The sequence below is a fragment of the Candidatus Paceibacterota bacterium genome (assembly GCA_040905715.1).
GTDB lineage: Bacteria > Patescibacteriota > Minisyncoccia > Phycocordibacterales > CSBR16-193 > JBBDHZ01.
The window spans coordinates 67890-93735 of sequence record JBBDRA010000002.1 but is presented as its reverse complement, the minus strand read 5'-3'; the positions used below and the strand labels follow the sequence as shown (position 1 = coordinate 93735).

General features: G+C 47.9%; 25 protein-coding genes and 4 tRNA genes. 15 read left to right on the top strand and 14 right to left on the bottom strand.

Annotation, left to right across the window (positions count from 1 at the left end; translation table 11 throughout):
* Positions 1-39: 39 nt before the first annotated feature.
* Entirely contained in the window at positions 40-315 is a 276-nt protein-coding gene (gene rpsO, locus WD312_00560; GenBank protein ID MEX2563598.1) for a 30S ribosomal protein S15, read from the bottom strand.
* A gap of 376 nt (positions 316-691) precedes the next feature.
* On the opposite strand from rpsO, the gene WD312_00555 reads away from it, so the two are divergent.
* Both WD312_00555 and WD312_00550 read left to right on the top strand, forming a co-directional pair.
* Positions 692-1744 carry a hypothetical protein gene (locus WD312_00555; GenBank protein ID MEX2563597.1) on the top strand — a complete coding sequence of 351 codons (1053 nt, stop codon included), beginning with the start codon at positions 692-694 and terminating at the stop codon, positions 1742-1744.
* Between the two features lie 74 nt (positions 1745-1818).
* Complete coding sequence (locus WD312_00550; protein ID MEX2563596.1) at positions 1819-2715, top strand: hypothetical protein; 897 nt, start codon at positions 1819-1821, stop codon at positions 2713-2715.
* An 895-nt stretch (positions 2716-3610) separates the two neighbouring features.
* Here the strand turns inward: WD312_00550 and WD312_00545 are convergent.
* The 3 genes from WD312_00545 to WD312_00535 form a co-directional block, all read right to left on the bottom strand.
* A complete protein-coding gene (locus WD312_00545) occupies positions 3611-5077 on the bottom strand; it encodes a CCA tRNA nucleotidyltransferase (GenBank protein MEX2563595.1) in 1467 nt (488 codons plus the stop codon).
* Between the two features lie 508 nt (positions 5078-5585).
* Positions 5586-5656, bottom strand: a tRNA-Gly gene (locus tag WD312_00540).
* 273 nt (positions 5657-5929) lie between these two features.
* Positions 5930-6001 (bottom strand) — tRNA-Arg (locus WD312_00535).
* Positions 6002-6299: 298 nt separating this feature from the next.
* Here WD312_00535 and WD312_00530 point away from each other — a divergent pair.
* The 4 genes from WD312_00530 (at position 6300) to WD312_00515 (ending at position 7639) form a co-directional block, all read left to right on the top strand.
* Positions 6300-6692 (top strand): YraN family protein, encoded by a 393-nt coding sequence (locus WD312_00530; GenBank protein MEX2563594.1) that lies wholly within the window; start codon positions 6300-6302, stop codon positions 6690-6692.
* Positions 6693-6751: 59 nt separating this feature from the next.
* A tRNA-Pro gene (locus WD312_00525) sits at positions 6752-6824 on the top strand.
* A gap of 400 nt (positions 6825-7224) precedes the next feature.
* Positions 7225-7530: an RNHCP domain-containing protein gene (locus tag WD312_00520; GenBank protein MEX2563593.1), complete on the top strand. Its 306-nt coding sequence runs from the start codon at positions 7225-7227 to the stop codon at positions 7528-7530.
* Positions 7531-7568: 38 nt separating this feature from the next.
* Positions 7569-7639 (top strand) — tRNA-Gly (locus tag WD312_00515).
* 72 nt (positions 7640-7711) lie between these two features.
* On the opposite strand, the gene WD312_00510 is transcribed toward WD312_00515, so the two are convergent.
* The 3 genes from WD312_00510 to WD312_00500 form a co-directional block, all read right to left on the bottom strand.
* On the bottom strand, positions 7712-7990 hold the full coding sequence (locus tag WD312_00510; GenBank protein ID MEX2563592.1) for an HU family DNA-binding protein: 279 nt from the start codon (positions 7988-7990) through the stop codon (positions 7712-7714).
* 297 nt (positions 7991-8287) lie between these two features.
* Entirely contained in the window at positions 8288-9814 is a 1527-nt protein-coding gene (rny, locus tag WD312_00505; protein ID MEX2563591.1) for a ribonuclease Y, read from the bottom strand.
* Between the two features lie 313 nt (positions 9815-10127).
* Positions 10128-10727, bottom strand: a complete 600-nt coding sequence (locus tag WD312_00500) for an ATP-dependent Clp protease proteolytic subunit (protein MEX2563590.1) — start codon at positions 10725-10727, stop codon at positions 10128-10130.
* Positions 10728-10849: 122 nt separating this feature from the next.
* Here WD312_00500 and WD312_00495 point away from each other — a divergent pair, with 122 nt between their 5' ends.
* Positions 10850-11593 carry an RsmE family RNA methyltransferase gene (locus WD312_00495; GenBank protein ID MEX2563589.1) on the top strand — a complete coding sequence of 248 codons (744 nt, stop codon included), beginning with the start codon at positions 10850-10852 and terminating at the stop codon, positions 11591-11593.
* A 186-nt stretch (positions 11594-11779) separates the two neighbouring features.
* On the opposite strand, the gene WD312_00490 is transcribed toward WD312_00495, so the two are convergent.
* The 3 genes from WD312_00490 to nusA all read right to left on the bottom strand — a co-directional run bounded on the left by WD312_00490 (position 11780) and on the right by nusA (position 15064).
* Positions 11780-12982 (bottom strand): trigger factor, encoded by a 1203-nt coding sequence (locus WD312_00490; protein MEX2563588.1) that lies wholly within the window; start codon positions 12980-12982, stop codon positions 11780-11782.
* Positions 12983-13063: 81 nt separating this feature from the next.
* Positions 13064-13609 (bottom strand): inorganic diphosphatase, encoded by a 546-nt coding sequence (locus tag WD312_00485; GenBank protein ID MEX2563587.1) that lies wholly within the window; start codon positions 13607-13609, stop codon positions 13064-13066.
* A gap of 30 nt (positions 13610-13639) precedes the next feature.
* A complete protein-coding gene (gene nusA / locus WD312_00480) occupies positions 13640-15064 on the bottom strand; it encodes a transcription termination factor NusA (protein ID MEX2563586.1) in 1425 nt (474 codons plus the stop codon).
* A 272-nt stretch (positions 15065-15336) separates the two neighbouring features.
* On the opposite strand from nusA, the gene WD312_00475 reads away from it, so the two are divergent.
* The 6 genes from WD312_00475 to WD312_00450 all read left to right on the top strand — a co-directional run bounded on the left by WD312_00475 (position 15337) and on the right by WD312_00450 (position 20764).
* A complete protein-coding gene (locus WD312_00475; protein ID MEX2563585.1) occupies positions 15337-15945 on the top strand; it encodes a prepilin-type N-terminal cleavage/methylation domain-containing protein in 609 nt (202 codons plus the stop codon).
* Between the two features lie 3 nt (positions 15946-15948).
* On the top strand, positions 15949-16557 hold the full coding sequence (locus tag WD312_00470; GenBank protein MEX2563584.1) for a prepilin-type N-terminal cleavage/methylation domain-containing protein: 609 nt from the start codon (positions 15949-15951) through the stop codon (positions 16555-16557).
* Positions 16558-16560: 3 nt separating this feature from the next.
* Entirely contained in the window at positions 16561-17130 is a 570-nt protein-coding gene (locus tag WD312_00465) for a prepilin-type N-terminal cleavage/methylation domain-containing protein (GenBank protein ID MEX2563583.1), read from the top strand.
* Positions 17131-17138: 8 nt separating this feature from the next.
* Positions 17139-17678 (top strand): hypothetical protein, encoded by a 540-nt coding sequence (locus WD312_00460; GenBank protein MEX2563582.1) that lies wholly within the window; start codon positions 17139-17141, stop codon positions 17676-17678.
* A gap of 86 nt (positions 17679-17764) precedes the next feature.
* On the top strand, positions 17765-19528 hold the full coding sequence (locus tag WD312_00455; GenBank protein MEX2563581.1) for a GspE/PulE family protein: 1764 nt from the start codon (positions 17765-17767) through the stop codon (positions 19526-19528).
* 12 nt (positions 19529-19540) lie between these two features.
* Positions 19541-20764 (top strand): type II secretion system F family protein, encoded by a 1224-nt coding sequence (locus WD312_00450; protein MEX2563580.1) that lies wholly within the window; start codon positions 19541-19543, stop codon positions 20762-20764.
* A gap of 104 nt (positions 20765-20868) precedes the next feature.
* Here WD312_00450 and WD312_00445 read toward each other — a convergent pair whose 3' ends face one another.
* Genes WD312_00445 through WD312_00430 form a run of 4 tightly spaced genes read right to left on the bottom strand, consistent with a single transcriptional unit; the run spans position 20869 to position 23784 of the window.
* Positions 20869-22182: a hypothetical protein gene (locus tag WD312_00445; protein MEX2563579.1), complete on the bottom strand. Its 1314-nt coding sequence runs from the start codon at positions 22180-22182 to the stop codon at positions 20869-20871.
* Positions 22183-22185: 3 nt separating this feature from the next.
* Complete coding sequence (locus WD312_00440) at positions 22186-22830, bottom strand: hypothetical protein (protein MEX2563578.1); 645 nt, start codon at positions 22828-22830, stop codon at positions 22186-22188.
* 6 nt (positions 22831-22836) lie between these two features.
* Positions 22837-23316, bottom strand: a complete 480-nt coding sequence (locus WD312_00435; GenBank protein ID MEX2563577.1) for a hypothetical protein — start codon at positions 23314-23316, stop codon at positions 22837-22839.
* A gap of 6 nt (positions 23317-23322) precedes the next feature.
* Entirely contained in the window at positions 23323-23784 is a 462-nt protein-coding gene (locus tag WD312_00430; protein ID MEX2563576.1) for a prepilin-type N-terminal cleavage/methylation domain-containing protein, read from the bottom strand.
* An 87-nt stretch (positions 23785-23871) separates the two neighbouring features.
* Between WD312_00430 and tpiA the strand changes: the two genes are divergently transcribed.
* The gene (gene tpiA / locus WD312_00425; protein ID MEX2563575.1) at positions 23872-24651 is read left to right on the top strand and encodes a triose-phosphate isomerase; all 780 of its coding nucleotides are present in this window, start codon (positions 23872-23874) and stop codon (positions 24649-24651) included.
* Between the two features lie 59 nt (positions 24652-24710).
* Entirely contained in the window at positions 24711-25835 is a 1125-nt protein-coding gene (locus WD312_00420; protein MEX2563574.1) for a phosphoglycerate kinase, read from the top strand.
* The last annotated feature ends 11 nt before the right edge of the window (positions 25836-25846 follow it).

Genomic DNA, 25846 nt, shown 5'->3' with positions numbered 1-25846 from the left:
CCCGCCCGGCTTTGCCGGGCGGGGCGGTTGTCACTCAGATTATTTTGCTTTTTTCTTGAGGTTAAGCTTCTTCATGAGCTTATTAAATCGTCGTTTATCTTTGTGCTCAAGATAGTTCATGTGGCGCTGTCGCTTGGCGACAAGCTGAAGAAGGCCTCGACGTGAGTGAATATCTTTTTTGTGTTCCTTGAGATGTTTGGCAAGCTCTTCGATTCGTTTGGTGAGGATCGAGATCTGCACTTCAGGAGAGCCCGTGTCACTCTCGTGAGTTTTTACTTCATCTACAAGCTTTTGCTTTTTCGATTTCGTTAACATTGGGCAAAATATAGCACAAGTGTATAGGCTTTGCAAGTTTTTACACCTGTCGGGGCCTTGTTTGAAAGATAAAAACAGGTGTGGAGACGTTTTTTCACTCTGCTCTAGCTTATTTTCCGGTTAGGTCACTAACTAGCAGTATTTTCGAGGCGTCCCTTGCTTTCCTTGGTTGTTGTATTGAGTTGCTCAGGGCGGCGATTTAAAAGCAAATTAAACACAAAAAACACTTTAAAATGACGTACTATCTATTGACTAATCAATATTTTTGTAGTAATATCCTTCCAGGAATGTTCGTTGACGTTGCTATGTTGTTGCGTCAGCTTTTTTGTTATTCGGCGCGTTCGCCGGAACTCCAAACTTCGAAGGGAATAAGGCTATGTGTAAGAAGAATTCGGGTAACCGTGGTCGGTCGACGGTGTTCAAAGTCGTGATTGCGGTCGTTGCGGCGCTTGTGATCTTGGTTCTTGCCTGGATTGCTTGGCAGCAATGGTCCTCCGATGACGGCTCAGATCGATCCGTCAGTGTTCCGCCGCCTCGATCTGAGGAGGTGGGGCGTGACGACTCAGAGATTCAATCTCTCCGGGACCAGATCGGCCTTCTGCGAAGGGATATTCAGGAAATGCGCATGGTTACACCCGCGCAAATCGACGCCAAGCGCGACGAGGTTGAACGGCTCGAAGTGCATTTGAACAATCTTCGGGAGGTTGAAGCCGGGGATGGTGATCCTGTATATATCGAGGAGACAAAACGGCGCATCGAAGAGGTATCCGGTGATCTGGAGAGGTTGCAAGAAGATCTTGAAGATCTCGAGCTTCGAAAAGACCCCGCGGTAGAGCAGCGAGAGAGGATTATTGAGGCTCTTCGGTCAGGTAACCGGTTGAGTGATCGTCGCCTAAGCGAGATCATCGGTGAACTTAAGGACTTGAGCGATGATCAGAGGGCGACCACTGAGGTTGCTCGAGATCTGCGGGAACACGTTCGCTCACTGGTAAGAGACCAGGGAGCCTCGCTCACCCAAGTCGATGAGGTTCTCAACCAGATCTTGGAGGAGTTGCGTTCAGATCAGTCAAGCGATTCCACCGGGATGCGCGGTTCGGCAGAAGAGTTGGTTAACGTTCTTGTGCTTGAAGACAATAACGCCAGCCGCAGAATTCAAAACGTCCCTGTGGAGGACCTTTTGCCGGTTGAAGGTGATCCCGAGGTCTATGAAATGATCTATAACGGTAACAGTCTACGGGTCATCCGGTCGAGGGAGGTGTATCGGCAGGAACGATCTGATCCGATATATGTCTCTCTCGATCACTACGGTTTGGAAGGTCGTTTTGACGGTCGTCACGTCTTTCCGTACCGGGGTGGCGTGTACTACCAACTTGACACCGGTGGGTCGAAAACGACCCAGTATCATTATGTTCAGCAGCAAAACCGCTGAATCTAAACTTCCTACACAGATGAAAGGAGGCGTACATGCTACGCTTTATAGGTATCGTTTCGTTGTGCTTGGCCATGCTGCCTACTCTCGGTTGTTCATCGGGGATTCGCACAAACACGATGAGCTCAAGTGAGGCGGAGAGGTTCCGCACTCACGGGTACACAGACGGAAGCGTGGAGCTCTCAAGGCCCACGCGGGTCGGTAACTACCTGGTCTTCCACCTTGTGGGAGAGAGGGTGAACATTCTCGCTCAAAATGCTTTAGATTCTGTCGTGGTCATTACTGACCTCGACGGAAATCTGCTGCAGGATGAGAACGGGTTTCCTGTGGGGCTCTTCGTGACCACTCGGGTAAATGACGGCATTCTGCATGCCGGTATAAACGGCATGTGGATCGCGCTCGGCCAAGTCGGGAGCACTGTGGCGCAAGGTGAATATGACAAGGACGTTGCTCAAATTCGTGCAAATGCACAGCAACAAGTTGCTCTGCACCAGCAAAGAGGTGCCATCGGGGCAGCCAAACACCTTTCTCGAAGAGGTCCTGAGGCTGTGACAACAACAACGGTCGATAACTCTAACCAGGCACGGTCAGCGTCGGAGAATCGAAATCAACCAAGGTCTTCTGTTGAGGTTTCGTCGGAGAATTACCAGAAACAAGGCCAAGGTCAGCGGTCGACAAGCGAAGGCTCACACGCTGATGCTCATGCTGACGGTGCGCGTGCCGAAGTCGGTGATGTTATCACTCGGCAAGGACAAGCTCAGGAGTCGGCAAACACGAACGAAGGTTCACGTGCTGATGCTAACGCCAAGTCAGGCGATAGCAACAGCTCGTCAGAAGCTGGTTCCGGTTCTAATTCTGGGGTTGGTGATGTGTCCAATCGGCAGGATCAAGGTCAAGACCAGGATCAAAACCAGGGCCAGGACCAGGATCAAAACCAGCAACAGCAGAACCAGCAACAGCAAGGCCAGTAACGCTTTGCTGAGCTCAACAAGGAGATGTACTTTCAGTCTAAAACTCGCCGCCGTTTGCTTTTCAGCAGACGGCGGCTTTTCTTTGTCTGAGATATTTCTATAGGACAAGTTATCCACATGTAGTGTCCTTTACTCTTGTATAAGACATTATATAATGGTCACAGACTCAGCGTATAATAAAAAGTCCGTTAAGTATTGTCGCTGAGGTGCTCTTTTGTCCTTTGAAAATCTGTTGCCTTACTGAAATTTACACGAAACTGTGTGATGACCAGAATGGCTATAAGCTGGTCCCAGGAGACCGCCTACGGACATCCGTAGATAGTATTCCCCGGATCGGTTTCTATATCGAAATCCCCCGATGTTCTTTCCAAATCAAGTCAAAAAAAGTGTGCCCCTCTCCAAGTAAAGCAAAGAAGTAAAGTGTTCATTTAACTCCTAACGGAGTTCACCTGGACGTAACGTTCAAGAGTTCAAGACCTCGTCTCTCCATGACGAGGTCTTTTTTTACCCAAAAACCCTATTGTATATCTAAAACTGCATGCCTAAAATAAAGAACTCTTGGACAAAAGAACACAATTAGGCAAAAGGATGCAATACAGCGTTGCTGTACGGCGGCCAGGCCTTCCCACTACTACTTTTTGCCAACCCCAGGGGTTGGCAAAAGAGTTGGCAAAAGGATAAAATCCCAGTTCTAAGAAGTATCCAGCCCAAGAAGCAGTCAGGGTTTTTGTTTCATGTGAAACTTGGTAAGTGGTAAGCCGGCGGTCTATGCACAATAGTTTCACGTGTAACAAATACTCTCTGAAGGGCGTATAAAGCAAAACACCAGCTCCCCTACAAGGCTGGTGTTTTTCTGTGTCGAACAGTCTTGTGTAAAGGTTACACGTGAAACAGCCTATTTTACCCAGTATTTCTTACGTATTTCCTCTAGGGCTTTTTCGTCCTCTTCCTCAACCTTTTCTTTACCTTTCTCACCTAGTTTCTTTAAATCCTCCTCGGTCAGTTCTAGTAAGTCTTTAGCGCGCTCTAGGAGGTGCTCTTTTGTATTGCGCGTTGGATCATCGAGCACTTCTTCCAAAAGAGCATGAAGAATATAGCCAATTTTAGGACCAGGCGCCATATTTAGGTCGCTGAGGAGCACATTTCCGTCTACAGCAAGGCTTTTCACTGAAACGGGATCCCGCATAGCCTCCTCGATCATTGATTGGTATTTCCGCAGTCTATACGGACGTTCTTTCGGGCGCCCGGTACCGATACGGTCACATATGCGTAAATTCACGATCTCTTGTATATTCTCCTTACCTATGTTGCTTATTAAGCGCCTAACAGCTGAAAGAGTGATCTGCTCCGGATCGGAGAAGAACATATGCCAACGGACCATAGTGGTTACACGTGAAATAAATTCTTTTGAGAAACAAAGCCGTTGAAGGATCTTTCGTGTTATCTTTGCGCCTACAACTTCGTGTCCATGGAAGCTACAGTCGCTTTTTTTGTTGTCCCAGCGCTTCGTGGCCGGTTTGCCTATGTCGTGAAATAGAGCTGCAAAACGTACAGTTAAGCTATATTCCTTATCTGCAGCATGTTGAACGGACTTGATCAGATGGGTCCAAACATCGAACGAGTGGGCTTGGTTCTGATCAACGCCGTAGGATTCAGTCAATTCCGGTATAATTATGTCTAAAATACCTGTTTCACGTGAAACTGCTAAGGCTTCGGCCGGGTTTGGGGAGGCAATAATGCGGGTAAATTCATCCCGAATACGCTCCCTCGCTATATCCTTGAGAGCGCCTTTAAAGTCCATAATTCCCTTTTTTGTGGTTTCTTCTATCGAAAATCCCAGCTCGGCGTGGATGCGTACGGCACGCATGATCCGCAGGGCGTCCTCATTGAACCTGTCCTTTGGATCACCCACAGTGCGTAAAGTTTTGTCCTTTATGTCCTTTTGACCTTGATAAGGGTCAACAAAGGTGTCTTTTTGAGGGTCGTAGGCGATGGCGTTGATAGTGAAGTCGCGGCGCTGTAGGTCATCTTCAAGTGAATCACTGAACTCAACGGTGTCCGGGCGCCTGTTGTCGGTGTATTCGCTTTCAAGTCGGTACGGCGTTACCTCGATAACCTTGAGTGTTTCGTCATCGGTATCTTCATTCACTACCGAGACTGTGCCGTAGGTGTTCTCGTAAAACGTGTGGTCAAATAACCCCTCGATTTGTTCAGGTTTAGCGTTAGTTGTCACATCCCAGTCTTTAGGTTTTGCGTTGCGTAGCATGTCTCGCACGCATCCTCCCACTAAATACGCTTCAAAACCTGCGTTTTGAAGTGAGTCTGTTACACGTGAAACCTCTGGAGGAATTAAATGAGTCATTTAGGTATTGTAGTACCGTAGGTTTGAGAAAGCAATTCGTGATTGAAATACATGAGGAATGATGTTTATGTGATCATCGTGTTGTGGCGCGATAGACAAGGCTGTTTATTAAAAAAGTACCTCACCGCGTTTTTGTACGGGGAGTATATAAATTCTTTAAATAGATTGTCTTAGACTATAGACTGACTTATTGCCACTGAACACTAATGTATCTTCTTCCTTATTTCAGTGTGGGTAAGCAGGGCTTCCCCGCACGTCGTCACTTGGAAACGTAAGTAAACTTCCGTTTCACTCGTTCCTAGTGCGGGTAGGGAGAATCGGGGTCAAGTTTCTAGGCTCAGACTTCGCACTAGCGTGCTCGCCCTCACCAAGAACTTCCTCCCCGGACTCGGCGACAAGCACTCCTCGCAGGCTCGTCGTCTTGTGTACCGCCTCCGTCTTTCGATTCTCCCATCCCGCTACTGAATTATAGTCATAAAACACTAACGTGTTTTCTTCCTTATTTCAGTGCGGGTAGGGAGAATCGAACTCCCGTCTCATCCTTGGCAAGGACGTGTCATACCACTAAACTATACCCGCATCACTGCAACAGTATAAATGATTCGTTAAGATTTTCCAACTTATGTAACTCTTGTTCCCGGTGCACCCGCCAGGATTCGGTCACGAGTTACTAAGTCTTTTATTCGTCTCTCGCAGACTCGAGACTCTAAAAGCCAAAGTACTCTCGACCCCGACTCGGCGACAAGCACTCCCTTCGGTCGTCTTGTAATACCGCCTCCGTCTTTCGAATCCTGGCGAATGCTTAAAATAGTAAAGCCCGAATGCTATCGCATCCAGACTAACTATTTTATGTGCACCCGCCAGGATTCGAACCTGGAACGACGGTTCCGAAGACCGCTGTGATATCCGTTTCACCACGGGTGCGATAGCGAGTATCATACACCAAACAGAGCAAAATCGAAAGGTTGTGCCGGTGTTTGGTCAATGTTTCTCACTAAGCAGTCATGTTTTAATACACAGGAAAGGGGATAACTGTGGATAACCGTGGGGATATGTGTATAAAAAGACATTGTCTCTGTGGTCTCAAAGGACATAAAATAGAAAGAAAACTGCTTAGTTGAGCCTTATTTTTGCTTTACGGACATAATTATACAAAATCCCCAGTTATAAAGGTAGGTGAATAGATGTTTCATGCGAAAGCAGGGGTATAATTGTGGGAATTATGGCTCAACACAACGAAACTGGAAGGATAGGAGAGAGTATTGCGGCTCGCCACCTTGAACAGAATGGATATAAAATTACTGACCGCAACTACAATAAAAAATGCGGTGAAATTGATATTGTCGCTAAAAAGAAAGGGGTTATGCACTTTATTGAAGTTAAGAGTACCGCAATGTCTTTTAGGGACAGGGGAGTGTATACTTTGCGTCCTGAAGAGAAGGTCGATGGAAGAAAATTAAAGAGGCTGTCACGTGCTGTGCAGATATATGCTTCAGAGAGGGCAATGTCTCTTGAGCGGGAGCGATGGCAGTGTGATGTGTGTGTTGTTTATCTTGATCATGAAGTAAAGCAGTCGGCGATCGAGTATATCCGGAATATCTTGCTGCCGGAGTGATTGAATGTTTTCTGTTTTTCTAGGAAATACACTTTCTTTATGCTAGGATAATCGAGTTGCGGGGCATAGTGTAACGGCTAACATGCTCGGTTTGGGACCGAGTGATTCTGGGTTCGAATCCCAGTGCCCCGACTGAAAGGAGGGCAAGAAAGCACATTTCTGTGCTTTCGTCTGGATTCGAAAGGCGGACGAATTTGTGTTTTTTGCAAGCGACTTTGTTTTCTTATGAATCACGATAGTGATGAATTAGAAATACAAGAAGTGCCCTTGTGGTGCGAAGCGTTCCATATCCAAAAAAGCGCAAATTCGCTTCGCGGATGTTTTCGAAGAAAACACAAGAAGCATAGGAACACCTGGAGAGACAGGCGAGCCCGGGTAGTGAGAAGCGAGTAAACCCGAGCTTTGCAAGACACAATATTTTATAAATAACAGGTAATCACTGGGACCCGAACCGGGAGGGGGTCGGGAAACGGTAGTTTCCCGTGAAGTCTGCTGGCCGGCCGGCAGGCAGAGCATTTTCTATTGATAGTCCATGTCTCAACAATTTCAACGAAACATTGAAAATTTTACTTGTGAGAGTTGCGGTTTACGCATAAAAGGAAATGGATACACAAATCACTGCCCGCAGTGTTTGTACTCAAAACATGTTGATGTAAACCCCGGTGATCGGGCTGCTGACTGCGGTGGTCTAATGGAGCCGGTGATGTGTGAAGCAGAAAAAGGAGGATATGTGCTGACACATAAATGTGGTCGGTGTGGTTACAAAAGGAGAAATAAAGTAGGGGAGAGTGATAATAAGGAAGTCCTTGTTGCAATTGCTCAAAGTCGAGCAGTTTGATAGTATTTTGAGACTTCGCCATGAATGGTGGAGTGTGGGCGGGATTAGTTAAATGGTATAACATTGGTTTTCCAAACCAAGGTTGGGAGTTCGATTCTCCCATCCCGCACAAAACAATCGCATAAACAATTAAAAAACCCCGCAGTTGCGGGGTTTTTTAATAAATGGAAGAGACGGTCTGTTAGCCGTTCTTTACTGCGTCCTTCAAGCCCTTGGCGGCTTTGAATTTCGGTACGCGCATGGCCGGCACCTGAATAGCTTCACCGGTCTGTGGGTTTCGAGCTGTCCGAGCTGCTCGGTCCTTGGCGCTGAAAATACCAAGTCCTGAGATTGAAACTTCCTCACCTTTTGTAAGGCTGCTAACAATAGAATTTACAATAGTGTCTACTGCTTCGTCGGCTTGAGTCTTTGTTCCACCGAGTTTCTCGTGTACTGCGTCAACAAGATCTTGTTTGTTCATAATCGAATTCGTTAGAGAAGTTAATAATCGACCTATTCTGAAGGTGCATGCATCCTCACAATAGCTCATAGAGGTGTGCCTCTCTCCACAAATCATTATAATTGAAGCCGTATTTTACGCAATAGCTAGCGGTGAATAAGTTGTATTGGTTGACTTATTTACAAAAATATTGTTTTTAGGTTTTTCGGACCGGAATAAGAGAACGCTGCGAAGACTTTTGTCTTCGCAGCGTTCTCTTATATCTAAAATTGTAAATCTAAAATCGTAGATCGTAGATCCGATATACTTCTCTGAAATTTATCTGGCAAATTCGATCGATCGGCTTTCCCTGATCACATTGACCTTTATCTCACCGGGATATTTAAGCTCGTTTTCTATTTGGAGGGCTATCTCACGCGCCATCTGTCGAGCCTCAACATCATTGACCTGTTCCGGTGTGACAAATACACGGATCTCTCGTCCGGCCTGGAGTGCGTATGACCTCTCGACACCTTCGACTGCTGAGGCGATAGCCTCCAGCTCCGTTAAGCGTTTGAGGTAGTTCTCAACGGTGTCGCGACGAGCGCCCGGGCGAGCGCCGGAAATAGCATCGGCCGCTTGAACTATGATCGACTCTACTGATTCAAATGGATATTCACCATGATGCGCCTGCATTGCTTTAATGATCTCTTCGTCAGCTCCGAATTTTTGCAGGATACGGCGACCGATCTCGACATGTGTTCCAGAGACCTCGTGGTCCACGGCTTTGCCGATATCGTGCAGTAGAGCCCCCGCTTTAGCGACAGCAACGTTTGCCCCAAGTTCTTCAGCTAGTATTCCAGCGATGTGAGACATTTCTATTGAGTGCTGCAGTACATTCTGACCGTAGCTGGTGCGGAAATAAAGACGGCCAAGTATAGAAATGATGCGCGGATCAAGGTTATAGACACCTACTTCATAAACAGCTTGCTCTCCCTTTTCTTTAATAATGGTGTTTACCTTGTCTTTAGCGCTTGTCACCATCTCTTCGATGCGGGTTGGCTGGATCCTGCCATCGAGGATAAGGTTTTCAAGAGCAACACGAGCAACTTGGCGACGCACCGGATCGAATGAGGAGATGGTGATGGTGCCCGGCGTGTCATCTACAATAAGTTCCACACCCGTGATCCGCTCAAATGAGCGAATGTTGCGCCCTTCTTTGCCGATAACCTTACCTTTTACTTCATCAGATGGGATCGAGACCGTGGTGGTCATAACATCGGACGAAACAGAGTTGGCCATGCGGTGAATAGCAGAGGTGAGGATATCGCGTGCCTTCAATTCAAGTTTTTCCGCGCCGTGTTGCTCAAGTTTCTGCATGCGAACTACGAGATCCTCCTCGTACTGGTGTTCGATCGTTTCGAATAACTGATCACGGGCTTCTTCTGCAGACAGTGTGGCAACCCGTTCGAGTTCATGCTCTCGAGCATCGAGGGTCTGTCGCGCTTTTTCCCGAAGCCCGTCTGCCTCGGCTAGTCGCTGGTCGAGTTTTGCTTCATTGGCGTCGAGATCACGCTGACGGTTATCAAGCAGTTCTTCACGTTTAATAAGTCGATCCTCGCTTTTCTGAAGGTTTTCTTCTTTTTCCCGTGCGTCTTGTCGGGCTTGTTCAAGAAGTGTGTCTGCCTTGTTTTCGGCTGTAGTTATTATCTGCTCGGCATTTTCCCGGGCTTGTAGAAGTTGTTTGCGTATCTTTAGCTCTATAGACTCACGTCGGGCTGCCGAGACAAGCATGCGCAAGAAATAGCCACTGATCAGCCCGAGAAGAGCGGCGATCAGCAACGTAAGCGTTGTGTTAAGGTCCATACGTCACGCGGTTAGCTCACCACGTCGCGTAAAATTTCATTACGCGACTTCGCCAAATAGGTTTGAGAGGCCTTTTAGCGTTACCTGAGTATATTGAAGGCGCTCATTATGTCTTTCATCTCAATATAAAGAGGGGAGTGGTGAGAGTTCACAAATGAATAATAGTGTTAGAACAGTCTTCGTATCGGTCACTTTGTCGTTTCTTCTGTCGTGCTGTGCATGCTCAGCATACAGAATTATAGGCAATATGTAAAACCGGCTCACGGGAAGGTGAGCCGGTTTTAGAAACCCTATAGTTAGTTCTTTTTTCCCTCTATTTTTTCTTTTTGGTCGAGGTTTTCTCTTTCAAGATCTCATCGACAATGCCGTACGCCTTAGAGTCTTCAGCGGTCATGTAAAAGTCTCGGTCAACATCAGTTTCGATCTGCTGGACACTCTTGCCGGTATTTTTGGCAAGGATCTTGGCGAGACGTTTTTTGATGTCGATAATATGACGTGCTGATATTTCAATGTCGCTTGCTTGTCCTTCTGCGCCCCCCAGTGGCTGATGGATCATCACTTCAGCATTAGGTAGAGTGTAGCGCTTGCCTTTCTCGCCGTTCGAGAGGATCCAGGCTGCAGCCGATGCGGCCATGCCGGCGCACACAGTGCTGACACTGCAGGTCACATGGTTCATGGTATCCATGATCGCTAGTCCGGATGTGACAGTGCCGCCGGGGGAGTTAATGTAGAGACTAATGTCTTTAGTAGAGTCTTCTGACTCAAGGAATAGTAGCTGCGCGATAATGATATTCGCGGTATCGTCATCGATCGGGCCGGCAAGAAAGACGATACGATCACGAAGCAGACGTGAGTAAATATCGTACGCGCGCTCGCCGAACTGGCTTTTTTCTATAACGGTTGGGATTAACATGGTTTGAGATTTAAGATTTTTGATTTAAGATTCAACGATGACTTGAGTAGTCTAGCATTCTGAGGAGCTATTGACAATATATCGTTCTTAAATCATAAATCTTATCTCTTAAATCTATTTATATGCGTATCGACCGTTTTTATCTCCCGCAATCAATTCACGGCGACAGCGTGACCGTCACTGATGAGCGTTTGCTACATCAATGGAAGAGTGTTTTGCGAGCCAAGCCGGGCTTTGAGCTGGTTCTCTTTGACGGTTCGGGCGCGGAGTATGGTGCTGTAATTCAAGAGATGCGTTCCGGGGAAGCGGTGCTCTCTATCACCGACAAGCACCACGAAGACGACACGGCGCCCGCTGTTTGGTTGTACGCGGCACTCATTAAGCGTGATAAGTTCGAGTGGATCATCGAAAAGGCGACCGAGCTGGGGGTAGCAGGTATTGTGCCGCTCGCCGCAGATCGCTCTGATAAAAAGAACATCGTATATGAGCGGGCTCAGAAGATCATCGTGGAGGCAGCGGAGCAGTCGGGAAGAGTGCGTTTGCCTGAGATAGCACCTATACAGACAGTAGATGAGGCGCTCGATCATCTTTCCACTCTTGATGGTGTTGCTGATTCATATATGTTTGATAAAGACGCGGGAGTATCGACATTGGGTGCCGATACTCCCGATCTCTGCGCCCAACTTCGCCAACCGGGGCGTGCGGGAGAGTATGTGCGGTTGTTTGTCGGTCCGGAAGGAGGGTGGTCAGATCGAGAAAAAGGGGTTTTTCAAGAAAAAGGTGTGAGGCAGTATTCGCTGGGTAAACAAAATCTTAAAACCGAGACCGCGGCTATCTGTGTGGCAGGATTAGCGCTCGTAGGGTAGTGGATGGATTGACATGTCTACAAAAGGTAAATGTAAATGGGTGAAATGAAAATATTAGAGTTAACTCTAATATGAAGACGTGTACTACAAAGTGTTGCACTTACTTATTGAACTTAGAATGGTCTAACCAAAAAGTGTCCAAAGCCTGGCTTTGGACACTTTTTGGTTAGTCGGTGTTTCGGCGTATTATTTTTTAGTCTTTTTTTCCTCCTTCTTTTTCTTGCCATCTTTCTTACTGTCCTTCTTGGTGTCGTCGCTAGCCTTTTCCTTCTCTTCTTTCTTTTCATCGCCTGCTTTATCTTCTTTGGCATCGCTCTTTTGGGCCGGTGCTTGCTCTTCTAGGAATCGCAAAACCTGGTCATTCAGGAGCTGTGTTTCAACGAACACCTTGGCCTGTTCGCGGTTGGCGTTGGGGTGCTGGCTTATAAGTTTCTCAACGTGCTGGTTGACCAGATCCTGGTCAGGTGTGAGCTTCTCTTCGGTTGTTATCTTGTTGAGAATAAGCTGAGTCTTTGCCTTCTTTTCTGCTTGCGGTCGCCACTCGGTGCGAATGTCGTCTTCATTTTTACCGGTCTGCTTAAGGTAGTCTTCGAAACTCATGCCGGCTCGTGATACATCGCTCTTGAGTTGCTGGACAAGCTTGTCTACCTCGCTATCGATGATGATAGGTGGGAGGGTGATGGTCGACTCTTCAATAAGCGCCTCCACAACTGCTAGTCGTCGCTTTTCGGTCTGCTCGCGTCGCTTTTGCTCCTTAATGTTATCTTTGATCTTGGTTTTGAAATCCTCGACGTCTTTGAAGTCGCCAAGGGAGCTTACGAATTCATCAGTGAGGTCGGGTAGGGAATCGTCACCACCGGTTGTTTCGATACCGGATTCTTGCTGTTTTTGCTGGGCGACGTTGCGTCGTACTTGCAGAATAGTGTCTTCTACCTCTTTCTCGGTTACTTCGATATCTTGCGGTTGGTTCTCTTCTTTCTCAAGAGTTTCCTTGGCTACTTTTTTGTAGTCCGGAACCTTCACTTCCGGCATAGTGGCAGTTGTGATCTTGAAACCGAGGGCCTCATTTGGCGCAAGCTTGGTGATAGAGATCTGCGGTTGGCCGATCGCCTGGATGCTGTGGTCGCGCAAGATGACCGGGTATTCATCGCTCAGCGAAAGCTCGGCAGCTTCCTGCAGGATGGTCATCTCGCCATATTTGTTGATCAACACATCATCCGGTGCGTTGCCACTGCGGAAACCTTCGACCTGGGCACTCGCTCGGAGCTTGTCGAGGGCGCGCTTGCGAGCTTCGGTAAGTTTCTCGGCAGTTATTTCTCCTTCGATCTCAACCTGGGCGTTGTCTTGCTCGTTAACGGTAACGTTCTGATAGTTTTTTTGGTCTGCCATAATATAGCTTATAGGTTATTGCTTGTAGTTTGCAGGTCTCTATAGTCCCAAAACTAAAGCTCGGAAAACGTAATTACTTAATTACTTGCTAAAGGTATCCTTGTATAATTTTATTGATTCGTCAATTGCTTTGATCGCGTCGCTCTTGCCCTTAAATCCATCAACAGTCACTTTTCCGCTTTCGTCTTTGTCGCTTTTGAGTACTTTGTAGGTCTCAAAAAAGTGCTGAATTGTGCGAAGCGAGTGCTTGTTAACGTCTTCAAGACCTTGTACGTCCTCCCAGCGACGATCCTTAACAGGTACGCCGATTATCTTGGCGTCGTTATCGCCTTCGTCGGTCATTTCCATGATGCCGATCGGTCTGACCGGCACGAGTACGCCGACAGCGATCGGATATGTGGAAAGTACCATAACATCCAAGGCGTCGTCATCGTGCCACAGGGTTTGCGGACAAAAACCATAATCAACCGGATATGGCGCGTCCGAGTAGTTTGCCCGGTCGAGCGCTATCAGTCCGGTTTCTTTATCGATCTCGTATTTGTTGTGAGACCCTTTTGGAACTTCGATGATCACGTTGATCTCGTCCGGGGTGTTGTCTCCAAGGGAGATGTCATGCCATAAGTTCATAGAATAGATGTATGATTTACGAATAATGATTTAAGAATTTTTCACCTCATCGTCCGTTGTTTCAGTGACTTCTTTTTCGTCTTCAGGTCCTTCGGCCACCTCTTCGCCTTCCTCGGACGGCTTTTCTTGACTCTCGACGCCTTCAGTTTGGGGCTCCGAATCGTCTTCTGACGACGGTGAGGTTGTGGTTTCGCTCTCGCTCTTTTCTTGCACCGGTTCGCTGTCTACGGTTGCCTCCTTAGCTTCCTGGGCGGTCGGTGTGTCTTCGGTCGGTTCGACTGATTCATCGTGTATCTCGACCTTATTCGCATTTGCCGCGGCGATCTCTTCGCCCTCCGTAGAGCGGATATCGATCTTGTAGCCGGTGAGACGTGCGGCAAGACGAACGTTTTGACCGGCCTTACCGATCGCGAGTGATTGCTGGTCTTCGGCCACATCTACGCTCGCTTGGTGCTCTTCTTCATTTACCACGACCTCGATCACTTCGGCAGGGGAGAGAGCGTCTTCAATAAATTGAGCCGGCTCTTCCGACCACTCGATAATATCGATCTTTTCGCCTCCAAGCTCGCTCATGACAGTTGAGACGCGCACACCACGCTGTCCTACTAAACTACCGACTGGGTCAATGTAGTCGTCGGTCGACATAACCGCGATCTTGGTACGTGAACCGGGTTCTCGCGCAATACCTTTTACTACTATCGTGCCGTTTGCCAGTTCCGGTGCTTCGCTTTCAAAAAGTTTCTCTAAGAATTTCGGATGAGAACGGGAAAGTTTCACGAATACACCGCGCGAGCTTTCTTCAACAGAGAGGAGGTAGGCGCGAACCCTCTCACCTTGTCGGAACCGCTCGCCCGGGATCTGTTCTTCGCGCGGAAGAAGGCCGGTCGCGCGTCCAAGCTCGATAAAGATATTGCCTCGCTCGACGCGCTGGACAGTACCGCTCACTACTTCGTTTGTGTGGCCGGCATATTCTTCAAGTACGGAGCTTTTCTCGGCCTCACGGATCTTTTGGATGATGACCTGCTTGGCAGTCTGAGACGCAATACGGCCGTAATCGCCTTTTTCCTCAAGCGGGAAGGACATCTCCTCGCCGGCGGCAACCTCTTTCTTCATTTTTTTAGCATCAGAAAGAAGGATGTGTTGCTCAGGGTTGAAGATGACAACCTCGTCATTTTCAGACTCGTCCACTCGCTGCTTGTCTTCTTCAGAAAGCGTGCCGTCCTCGCCGCGATAGACAACATGGTCATCGTCGACAACGATCTTTACCTGAAAGAATTCGGCGTCACCGGTTTGGGGGTTAAAGGTGGAGTTTATGATCTGGCCTTTTTTTCCGTACTCTTTTTTGTACGCGGTTGCCAGCGCCATCTCGATGGCTTCGATCACCTTCTCTTTTGGTACGCCACGCTCTTCTTCGAGCTGGTCAAGAACCGATCCGATTACTTTTAGATCAAACATAGTATGTATAACTAGATATTTTCGCTTGTGCCGGGAGATTTGAGCTACTCGATCAACTCTCCCGGCAGGCGAAGTGCGTGCGGGTAAAAAGCGGGTAAAAAATAAAGCTCGCCGAACCGGCGAACTCCTATCACGTATATATGGTATCGGGACTTTTGTGTTCTGTCAAACCCCCATACGTACGCAGGATCAGCTTACATAAGGTGTTACCGATAGTTCTATCAACACATCAAATCGCTCATTTGTGCAGCATTGCTGATATAATGCAGGTAATGAATGCACGACGCTCTTCAAAACAGACGCGGAACTTTCGCTCACGAAGCGAAAGAGGATTCACCCTTCTTGAGTTGTCGGTCTCTATCAGTGTGATCTTTATAATTACCGCTGTAGCGATCTTTAACCACAAAATGTTCAGTGATGTTATAGAGCTAGCAAACGTGACCGAAGAAGTTGCGCTTAAAGTGCGGGAGGCGCAATTGAAAGGGTTGGCAGTACAGGAGTATTCAGGTTCCGGCTCTTTCCAAGAAGGACGGGGGGTGTATTTTAATCTCAATGATCCTACCCAATATATATATTTTGGTGACGAGTCAAATGGTGGTACGCCAGACGGAGAATACGATGATACAACAGAGCATATTAGTACAGAGATGCTTAAGAACGGGTTTACGTTTATCCGCTTCGAGGACGTTGACGGAGCTGTTATCCTCAAGGATGAATTTGCGGTTACTTTCCGGCGACCGCGACCCGAAGCTCGTTTGTGGTTTGAGGGTGGTGCTGAGCGAGGTGCGGTGCGTATTATTATTGAGTCACCTAAAGAACGTCAGGCATACGTAGAGATCAATCAGACCGGTCAGATCACGACGGGACGAGAGAATAATTAGCATATGTATTTCGCACCAAAACAACAGAAGAGCAACGAGGGCTTCACACTTGTGGAGCTTTTGGTGGCACTTGCGTTGTTTTTGGTTGTAATGACCATTGCTTTAGGCGGGCTGATAACTATGCTCGATATGAATCGCAAGGTGCATTCGCTTCAGGTAGTAATGAATGGCTTCAACTACACGTTGGAATCGATGACCCGGGATATTCGGTTTGGTGAAAAGTACACATGTGACAGTGAGGAATACAATATTGACGGTAGCCCTTGTCCCGGCGGAGACAGTACAATGTCGGTTCGTTTTATTGAGCTTGATGGTACGTGGAAGAATATCGCGTATCGTCTCCAAAACAGTAGAATCGAGCGATGTAATGAAGAAGTTTCCCAGGGTGACGAATCAGCTCCCGGAGGGGTGTGCATGGATGAATGGGTACCTATCAGCTCGCAGTTGATCGAGATCTCAAGTCTTTATTTTTTCGTGACAGGTGCAGCAACTTCTCCGATGACACAACCGCGAGTCACGATGGTGATAAATGGTGTGGCGACAGTAGAAGGCGAGAGTACGGACTTTACACTGCAAACCACTGTATCCCAGCGGGAATTTCGTAATAATTAATATATGAGTAGGTTTATAAACTTAAAACAAAACAAGGGTCAGGAAGGCTTCACACTGATCGAAACCCTGGTAGCTATATCGATCTTGCTGACCGTGCTGGTTTCGGCGTACTCCGCCGCTCAGACCAGCATTCGCTCATCAAACATGGCAAAGGATCGGGTGGTAGCGTTTTTCCTCGCTCAGGATGCCTTTGAGCATGTTGAGAACATCAGAATGGATAATGCGTGTGATTCGAGTGCCTCTTCGTGGCTTGACGGTGTTGATCAGTGTACGGGAACTGATCGGTGCGGCATAGATGTATTTCAAGAAACCGGCGGTGAAGTGATCGCTCGAGAGGTTGCTGTGTTTGATGAATCAATAACCACCAGGCTTTATAAGCATTCAGTTAGTGGTGTGTATGATGATGATAGTGGCTGGGACCCAACCCCTTTTTCCCGTGAAGTGTGGATTGAGGGTATAGTCTCCGGCGAAGAAGCAGTCGTGCATGTTGAGATAGAGGGCCCACGCGGGGCAGATCTCAGGCTTCGCAAAACATTATTTAACTGGCCGTCTGAAGCTAAGCAGTGTTCTTAATTATGATTATGTTCCAACATCGCACACATTCTCAAGACAGCGGCGTCTCCCTTTTGGTTGCAATTATCGTTGTCGCGGTGGTTATGTTTATTTCGGCTGCGGTCTCTGGCATGTCGTTTAACCAATTGCAGCTAACCTCGATAGGTGAGAATTCTCAGTATGCTTTTTATGCGGCTGATAGTGGCATTGAGTGTGCGCTGTACTGGGATCTGCTTCATGATGCGTTTCCATCACCGGATGAGGTCGGAGATGGAAGTACGGGAGATATTGAATGTAATGATAACAGCAGTGATAGTAGCTGGGGTGTAAAAGAGATGAGTGTTGATGAAAACGTGGCATGTGATGGGGGGACGTGTGATATAACTACGTTTAAGATCGTTGGTTTATTAAGTGAACCCGAAGCGTGCGCACAACAAGTTACCGTGACCGAAACACAAATGTCTGATGGGCGCATCAGAACAGATGTAGAGTCACTGGGAAGAAACGATTGCAGTAACGACGCTGATCCTGATCGGACAGTTGAGCGAGCTGTGCGGGTGACGTATTAAAATTTCTTTGCTACAGGTTATCTTAGTGAGTCGTCTGCTCATTAATACACACATCGTGTTGAGGTGCGCGTGATATACTGAAAATTATGAAAGTCGGTTCTGAACAATTAAAAGAGTTCATTTTAGACCTTGAGCTGGCCACCAAAGATGAGCTTGAAGAGGCAGAGGAAAAAGCCAAGGAAACAGACGCGTCGCTCGGCGATGTCCTTATTAGCAACGGCACTGTCAGCGAGAATGATTTTCGACGGATCCAGGCCCACATTATGGGTATGCCGTTCGTTGATCTCAAAGACGAGAAGCTGGACTTCGAGATCCTTTCTATTGTTCCTGAGCCGATCGCCCGCAACCACAATATTGTCGCGTACAGTAAAGATGACAAAAACAATGCGCTTGAAGTGGCGATGCTCGATACCGAAGATCTCACCGCAATCGATTTTATAAAGAAAAAGACCGGCTTCAAGATCAAGCCGCGTTTGACTGACAAAGAATCGATCCAAAACGCGTTGCGTCAGTATCAAAAAAGTCTGCAGGCAGAGTTCGGTGACATTATTCAGAAAGAAGCTAATGAACTGAAGACTCACCCGGACGGCACAGGCGACGGCGATGATGTTTCGGCGGAGGAGCTCAAAGAGTTGGCTGAGGATGTTCCGGTGGTGCGCATCGTCGAAACGCTTCTCAAGCACGCTATTTTACAAAATGCTTCGGATATTCATATCGAGCCAATGGATAAACAAGTGCTGGTCAGGTACCGTATTGACGGTATTTTGCGTGACGCGATGGTTCTGCCAAAGGAGGTGACCAATAGTGTCGCTGCCCGTGTAAAGGTGTTGTCAAACCTGAAGCTTGACGAGAAACGCCTACCGCAAGACGGGCGATTCAAGACCGAGATGAACGGCGAGGAGGTATCGTTTCGTGTCTCCACGTTGCCGACTCAGTACGGTGAGAAGGTAGTGATGCGGCTTCTGCGACAGAACGTCTCCGGCTTTACGCTTGAGTTTCTCGGTTTCCACGGTGTCGGTCTTGAGGCACTGCATAAAGCGACCAAGGAGACAACCGGCCTGATTCTAACCACCGGACCGACCGGATCAGGAAAGACCACAACGCTCTACACCGCGCTTGATATCTTGAATCAGCCCGAGGTGAACATCTCGACCATCGAGGATCCGGTAGAGTATCAGATGGAGCGGATCAATCAGACACAGGTAAAGCCCGATATTGGTTTTACGTTTTCAAAGGGGTTGCGTGCGCTGGTGCGGCAAGACCCGGACATTGTTATGGTCGGTGAGATCCGCGACGGCGAGACCGCCTCGCTTGCGGTTAACGCTGCACTGACTGGACACCTTGTGCTTTCAACTCTGCACACGAACTCAGCGGCCGGAGCCGTTCCGCGTCTTATCGAGATGGGAGTTGAGCCGTTCTTGCTCACCTCAACTTTGAACGTTATTGTTGCCCAACGTCTGGTGCGTAAACTGACTGACGTGAAGCAAGATTATTTCCTTACCCAATCCGAAGTTGACAAGCTCGCGGAGCTGGTCGACCTCGATCACGTGAAACGTTATCTCAAAGAAGAAGGAGTGATCAGTGGAGATCCAAAATGGACCAAAATACCGTTCTTTAAAGCGAAGCCTTCTCAAGAGTCGGACGACGGCTATTCCGGCCGACTTGGTATTTACGAAGTGCTTGATGTGACCGAGAGCGTGAAGGAGTTGGTGCGGCAGGGTGAAAGTACAATAAAGATCGAACGACAAGCCAAGGACGAAGGAATGATGACAATGATGGAAGACGGAATTTTTAAGGCGGCGCAGGGGAATACAACGATCGAGGAGGTGCTGCGTGTTGTTTCTGAGTAACAAGGTTAAGGTATGCCTACATATACATTCAAAGCAAAAAAGAAAGACGGAACGGTCTTCGAAGATACGCGTGAGGCGAAAGATAAATTCAGTTTGTATCAGTCCATGAAGACGAGCGGGTCGAGAGTGATCCACGCCGAAGAGGTTACTTCCGGCGGGTCGTGGTGGGGGTATCTTCTCGAGAAAGGTCGGGAGATGTCGACGATCAGCACACATAACATTATTATATTTGCCCGCAATCTTGGGTTAATGAGCACCGCCGGCCTTTCTCTTTCCCGTGCTCTTTCTGTGCTTCGTCGACAGTCATCAAATGCACGTTTCAAAAAGATCATCAGTGAGATCGAGGCCGATATCGGTTCCGGAAAGCAGCTGTACGAGGCGCTCGAAAAGCACCCGAAAGTCTTTTCAAGCCTGTTCATCTCCATGGTTAAATCAGGAGAAGAGTCCGGAACGCTTTCCGAGTCGTTGAAAACGATTAGCGAGCAGATGGATCGGGCGTACGCACTTACGAAAAAAGTTCGAGGCGCAATGATCTATCCGGCTGTAATTATTACGCTTATGCTCGCGATCGGTATCCTTGCTATGGTTTACATCGTGCCGACGCTGACAAACACATTCGAAAATCTGAATGTCGATCTTCCTCTCTCGACGCGACTCATTATAGGGGTAAGTGATTTTCTGCGCGATTTCTGGATATTGAACATTGTCGGGCTTTTTGCTTTTATCGGTACAGCGATCTGGTTTTTGCGTACGGATGTAGGACACCGCACTGTTGATTTCACACTTCTTCATGTTCCCGGTATTAGTGGGGTCGTGAAGCAGATTAATTCATCTCGAACCACACGAACACTTGCTTCACTGCTTTCCTCAGGTGTTGACTATGTTGTGGCGATCGGGATCACCAAGGACGTTGTGCAGAATACTTATTATAAAGATGCACTTGCATATGCAGAGAAGGAGGTCGAACAAGGAAAACCGATATCCGGCGTGTTTTCAAAATACGAAGACCTGTACCCTATTTTTGTTTCGGAGATGGCAAGCGTGGGCGAGGAAACAGGTAAGATAGCCGATATCTTTCAGAATACCGCTGAGTATTATGAAGAAGAGGTGTCGCAGAAAACTAAAAACCTCTCAACGGTGATCGAGCCGATCCTGATGATCATCATGGGTGTTGCGGTGGGTCTCTTTGCTTTTGCGATGCTCACGCCGATGTACTCATTGGTGGATGCGATATAAGGTTAAGGCCAGCTTATAGATGATAGCTTGTAGCTTATAGAGGAACACCGGTCGCTTTTGGTGGCCGGTGTTCTATAACTTATAACCTAATACCAATAACCTACCTACTCCACCTCCCGCCATGAACTGATCTCATATCCACCGGCAGGGCCCGAGTCAAAGAGCAAGTTCGCCATACCGGTTTCGTAAATTACCTCGGCTGAGTTTTGAGCTTCTATTAGGTAGGCGGTCACTTCCCGTAAGCTGACGTTGTTTTGGAGTACAACCTTGCCGTGACCGGCGTATAAAAGAAGGTCACCCACGGCTGAGTTTTGGATCTTGATCGCTTCTGTTCCACCACCTTCTTCCGCACTGCTGTTTTGGGAGACGAAGAGTATGTACGAACCCTCTTCCCCGGTCCCTTCGAACTCAGTGTTGTTCTGCAGATCGATCGTGCCCTTGCTTGTTGGGTCAGACGGATAGTCCGCTATGATAGCGACGCTCTTGTTGTCTAGATCGGTATCGATACGAAATATCGCACTGTTCTGCACGGTAATGTCGCCTTCTACCCAGACAGGTCCACCAATAGTAACGACTGTGCCCCCACCTTGTACTTGCAGATCGCATTCAAATTTTATTGGCCCGATAGTTTCATCGCTTTTGATCTGGTACGAGGATTCTCCGCCGCAATCATTCACACCTCCTTCTACCGCGCCGTCTTTCCATTTTTCGATCTGCTCATCGCTGATGGGAAGGGTTGAGGTTGCTTGGTCTTCGCTGTCGGGGTATCGCGTACCTTCGACAGTTGTGTTCGAGATAGTGCTGTCGGAAAAAAAGAACGCATCTTTCTCGGTCCAGGCATCCTTAATGGTATGGGCGTATATTGTGCCGGTGGCGTGAATATCATCAATCAAGCCGTCTGGTCCGGCCGATATGGCTGATCCGTAGATCATATTGCCTGCACCTTCGATCGTGCCGTTGGAGAACGCGTTACCGACAACTGACGCGCTATTTTTGAGGATAATGCCGCCGGAATCTGATTGAATACCGAAGTTGAAGGCAATACCGTCGCCAAGAAGGATCATTGTTTCTACGTTTCGGTTGATAGAATTTACGTTACCTGTAGAGCGAATACTTTTACCGTTAAGTATGTTTGTTATTTCAGCGGTCGCGGTGTGACCATTGAGTGATAAAAATTCTGTATCTTCTACATTCATGCCGTTTTTAATACGATAGACCACATCTTCCTGGAGTGATTCGGCTAAGTAGAAACTTGTTTTTGAATCACGGGTTTCGATCGTATTAGAAAGATGGCGCATGATCGGATCAGCAACGCCGAGAATAACCAGAAGCGAAATAACTAAGAAAAATATAGTCGCTACAAAGAGAGTTTGCCCGGATTGCGTGTTAACTCGCTGCTGTGTTGGAAGATGTTTCATACACTAGTTGCTGTAGGTGCCGCGAACGACGGCGGTGTTATAAAAAGTAACGGCGCTGCTTGTTGAATTGTTTGTAGGCACCATGGTTACTTCCATGCGTACTGCTTCTGAAGAAGTGCTGTTTTGGATGTGGTGGAAGAGGAGTTGGGTCACTTTGACGTCATCCGGCGTAAGACTTCCTTGGTCTACGCCATTTATTGCCATGCGGATCTGCTCGTTCTCTAAACTGAATTTCCTGGCAACACTTGCGCCGCTATCGTTTGAACTGCCGAGCACGAGAACACTCGAGCTTGCGTTGAAGATGCTTTGGCCTTCCAGAATCTCATTAGCGTTCCGTGTCTCGCGCATGATCCGTTCAATGCCAAAAATAGCGGAGCGATTAATTGTAGTGGTTTCCTCTACCTTCTGGAATGTGCCGGTGATGGTAAGAAGTGTTTGAACGATAATAGAGAAGAGCACAACCAGCAAAAGGATATAAAACACCGTTTCGATCAGAGTGAAACCAGTCGAAGAAGTGCTTTTCCTCAGACGGCGCCCGCCTGCCGGCAGGCAGGTTCGAACAGAACGAAAGCGGGCTTTTGACTGCTTTGCATTAGCCGGGAAGAACCCTCGTTCTTTCTGTGATTTTGTATTATTTCGTATATGCATGACCGGTTAATTTTCAAACAGGTTAGTGAAATAAGCACTCACCATTGTGGTCGTTGTGCCGGTTCTGTCGTTCCAGGCGGCGTAGACCGTTATCTGCTTAGTTCCAGGATCGTTTGACCCGCCACTTTCAGTTATCCGATCGTCATTGTCGCGGGAAACATCATCGACCTCAAACCAGCGTTTGTAGACACCGTCTATCCATTCCGGCTCAGTCGTGGTTTGCCATTCGCTTGTTGTTGTAGAAAAGGTTAGATAATGAGTGTCGGTTATTGAAAGATCGGCTAGCGCACTCCAGTCTTTGTCACGGATACTGCGTACCGCTTCCAGACCCTCTTCCAGTAGTATTGCGTTTTTGACTCGTTCGGCGCTGACCTGGTGTTCGCTGATCCATAGTGAATACGCAGAGATCACGCCGGTAATGATCAAAACAATGATCGCACTGGCGATAATAACTTCAATAAAACTGATGCCGCGGGTGTATTTCATAAGGCGTTAGAAGTCGGTGGTAATTGAGCCTGTCGGTTCAATAGATACTGTTGAGCTAGCTGCTCGACGTACGGACTCGAGCACAATAACACCGTGATTGTCGGTAGCTCCGGTTATTTTATCAAAGAGAACAGTAGAGGTGCTGTTTGTAAGTGTTATCTCGTCGAACTGTACAGTTGAGTGAAGTGATGCACGGGTGATAACATTATTTGGATCGAAGGTGCTTCCACTGAACACCATACTTTCGTTGTCTTCTATATAAACCCCGTATGGCTCGTTGTTTTTTGACGAAAGGGAGTGGACGCGTGCGGTTTCAAGAAGAGAGGAGATAGACGAAGCATCACGGCGTAGCGCCTCAGTGTTATGAAGGTTTACGAAAACAGCTACAGAGATCGCGGTTATAATACCAATGATCGCTATCGCAACAATGATCTCAAGGAGCGAAAACCCATCAGTGTTTCGTGACATAATTTTTATTATCGCACTGCAAACACTAAAATTCAACGAATAGAAAATTGATACTGTCTTCATTTTGTGTGTGCTATACTCACGATAATGTCAAAACACAATCCACTCGTTGTTGGAAATTGGAAAATGAATCCGGAGTCCGTGGAGTCGGCGCTGGCTATTTATCGAGCTGTACACAAGGAGCTTGAATCGACTTCCGGAGTTGATGTTGTGCTGTGCCCAACATTCATTCACTTGCCGGCGATCTCTGACGAGCGCGGTCGATCGCGAAAGATCGGTCTCGGTGCACAGAACGTTTTTTTTAAACCCAGCGGGTCATATACCGGTGAAGTATCTGCTTCGATGCTGTCGGAATATAATGTGAGTCATGTTGTCGTTGGTCATTCAGAGCGCCGGGCAATGGGTGAGACCAGTGAACAGATCGCTCAAAAAGTTGCGTATGCACTCAAGGAAGATCTGGATGTGGTGTTGTGTGTCGGCGAGCATGAGCGTGATGAGGATGGTCAGTATCTCCAGTGGCTTGAAGATCAGATCCTGTCATCGCTTGAAGGCGTTAGTGCTAAATATCTCGGTCAGTTAACAATAGCGTACGAACCTATCTGGGCGATCGGAGCCAAAGAAGCAATGGAGAGCACGGCGATACACGAGATGGTGGTATTCATTCGTCGAGCGCTCGCGCGCAAATACTCTCAACGGTATGCTGATCGACCTCGTATCATTTATGGCGGTTCGGTTAACGCGCATAACATTGAGGATATAATGGAGAACGGTGAAGTGGACGGTGTTCTGCCGGGACGAGCAAGTCGGGAGCCGCAACAGTTTGCGACGATCGTTAAAGCTGTGAAACGGATCGCATCCAAACGCTAATATTTGCGTTGCGTATGTCGTTCAGTGTTTGTATTAGTTTTTAGCGTGATAGTTTTAGTATGATAGAGCTTCCCTCAGTAGAGCAAATAGAAGACCTTGCCGGAAAGCGGGTGTTTTGCCGCGTTGATTTTAATGTGCCGGTCAAGGGTGGAGTAGTGCAGGATACCTACCGGATCGAGAAGGAGAGAAAGACCATTGAGTATCTGCGAGACGCCGGCGCGAAGGTGATTCTAGCCAGTCACTTTAAGAGCAAAGAGGGAAATAGTCTTGAGCCGGTAGCGCGGTATGTAAAACATTACCTATTCGACCTGACGTTTGTTGGGGGTTGTGTTGGTGGTGAAGTGTTCGATGAAGTTCAGAAGATGCAAAATGGCGATGTACTTTTGCTTGAGAACCTTCGTCTACATAAAGAGGAGAAGGAGAACGGCGAGGCATTTGCTCGTGATCTTGCCTCACTCGCTGATGTCTATGTGAACGAAGCGTTTTCTGTCTCGCATCGCGAACATGCTTCTGTTGTCGGGGTACCAAAGCTGCTGCCCGGCTATGCGGGTTTCCGGCTCATCGAGGAGATAGAAAATCTCTCTGACGCATTTCATCCGTCGCGACCGTTCGTGTTTCTGTTGGGCGGAGCTAAGTTTGATACGAAATTACCGCTCCTTAAGAAATTTTTGGATAAAGCAAACACGGTGTTTCTGGGCGGAGCGCTGGCGAATGATGTGTTCCAGGCGCAGGGATTAGAAGTAGGCGAGTCAGTGGTCTCAGGTGTGGACCATGGGCTTGATGCTATCGTGAGCAGCGACAAAGTACTGCTTCCCGAAGACGTGGTGATAGAGACGACTGAAGTTATAAAAGCAGGAGAGGTTGGTCCGTCCAACAAGATAATGGATGCAGGCCCGAAGACGATCGAGAATATTCGTGAGAAACTGCTTGGCGCGGCGTTCGTGCTCTGGAACGGGCCGCTGGGAGATTACGAGAGCGGATTTAAAGACGGTACGCTCTCTCTGGCGAAAGCGGTAGCGGACTCTCCGGCGGAAACAATTGTCGGCGGCGGTGACACATTGGCTGCGATCGAGGAGCTGGATATGTTGGATCAGTTTGATTTTGTCTCTACCGGTGGCGGGGCGATGCTAGACTTTTTAGCCCATGAAACCCTGCCTGGGATCGAGGCGCTGAAGCGTACGTAATTTCTCCATTT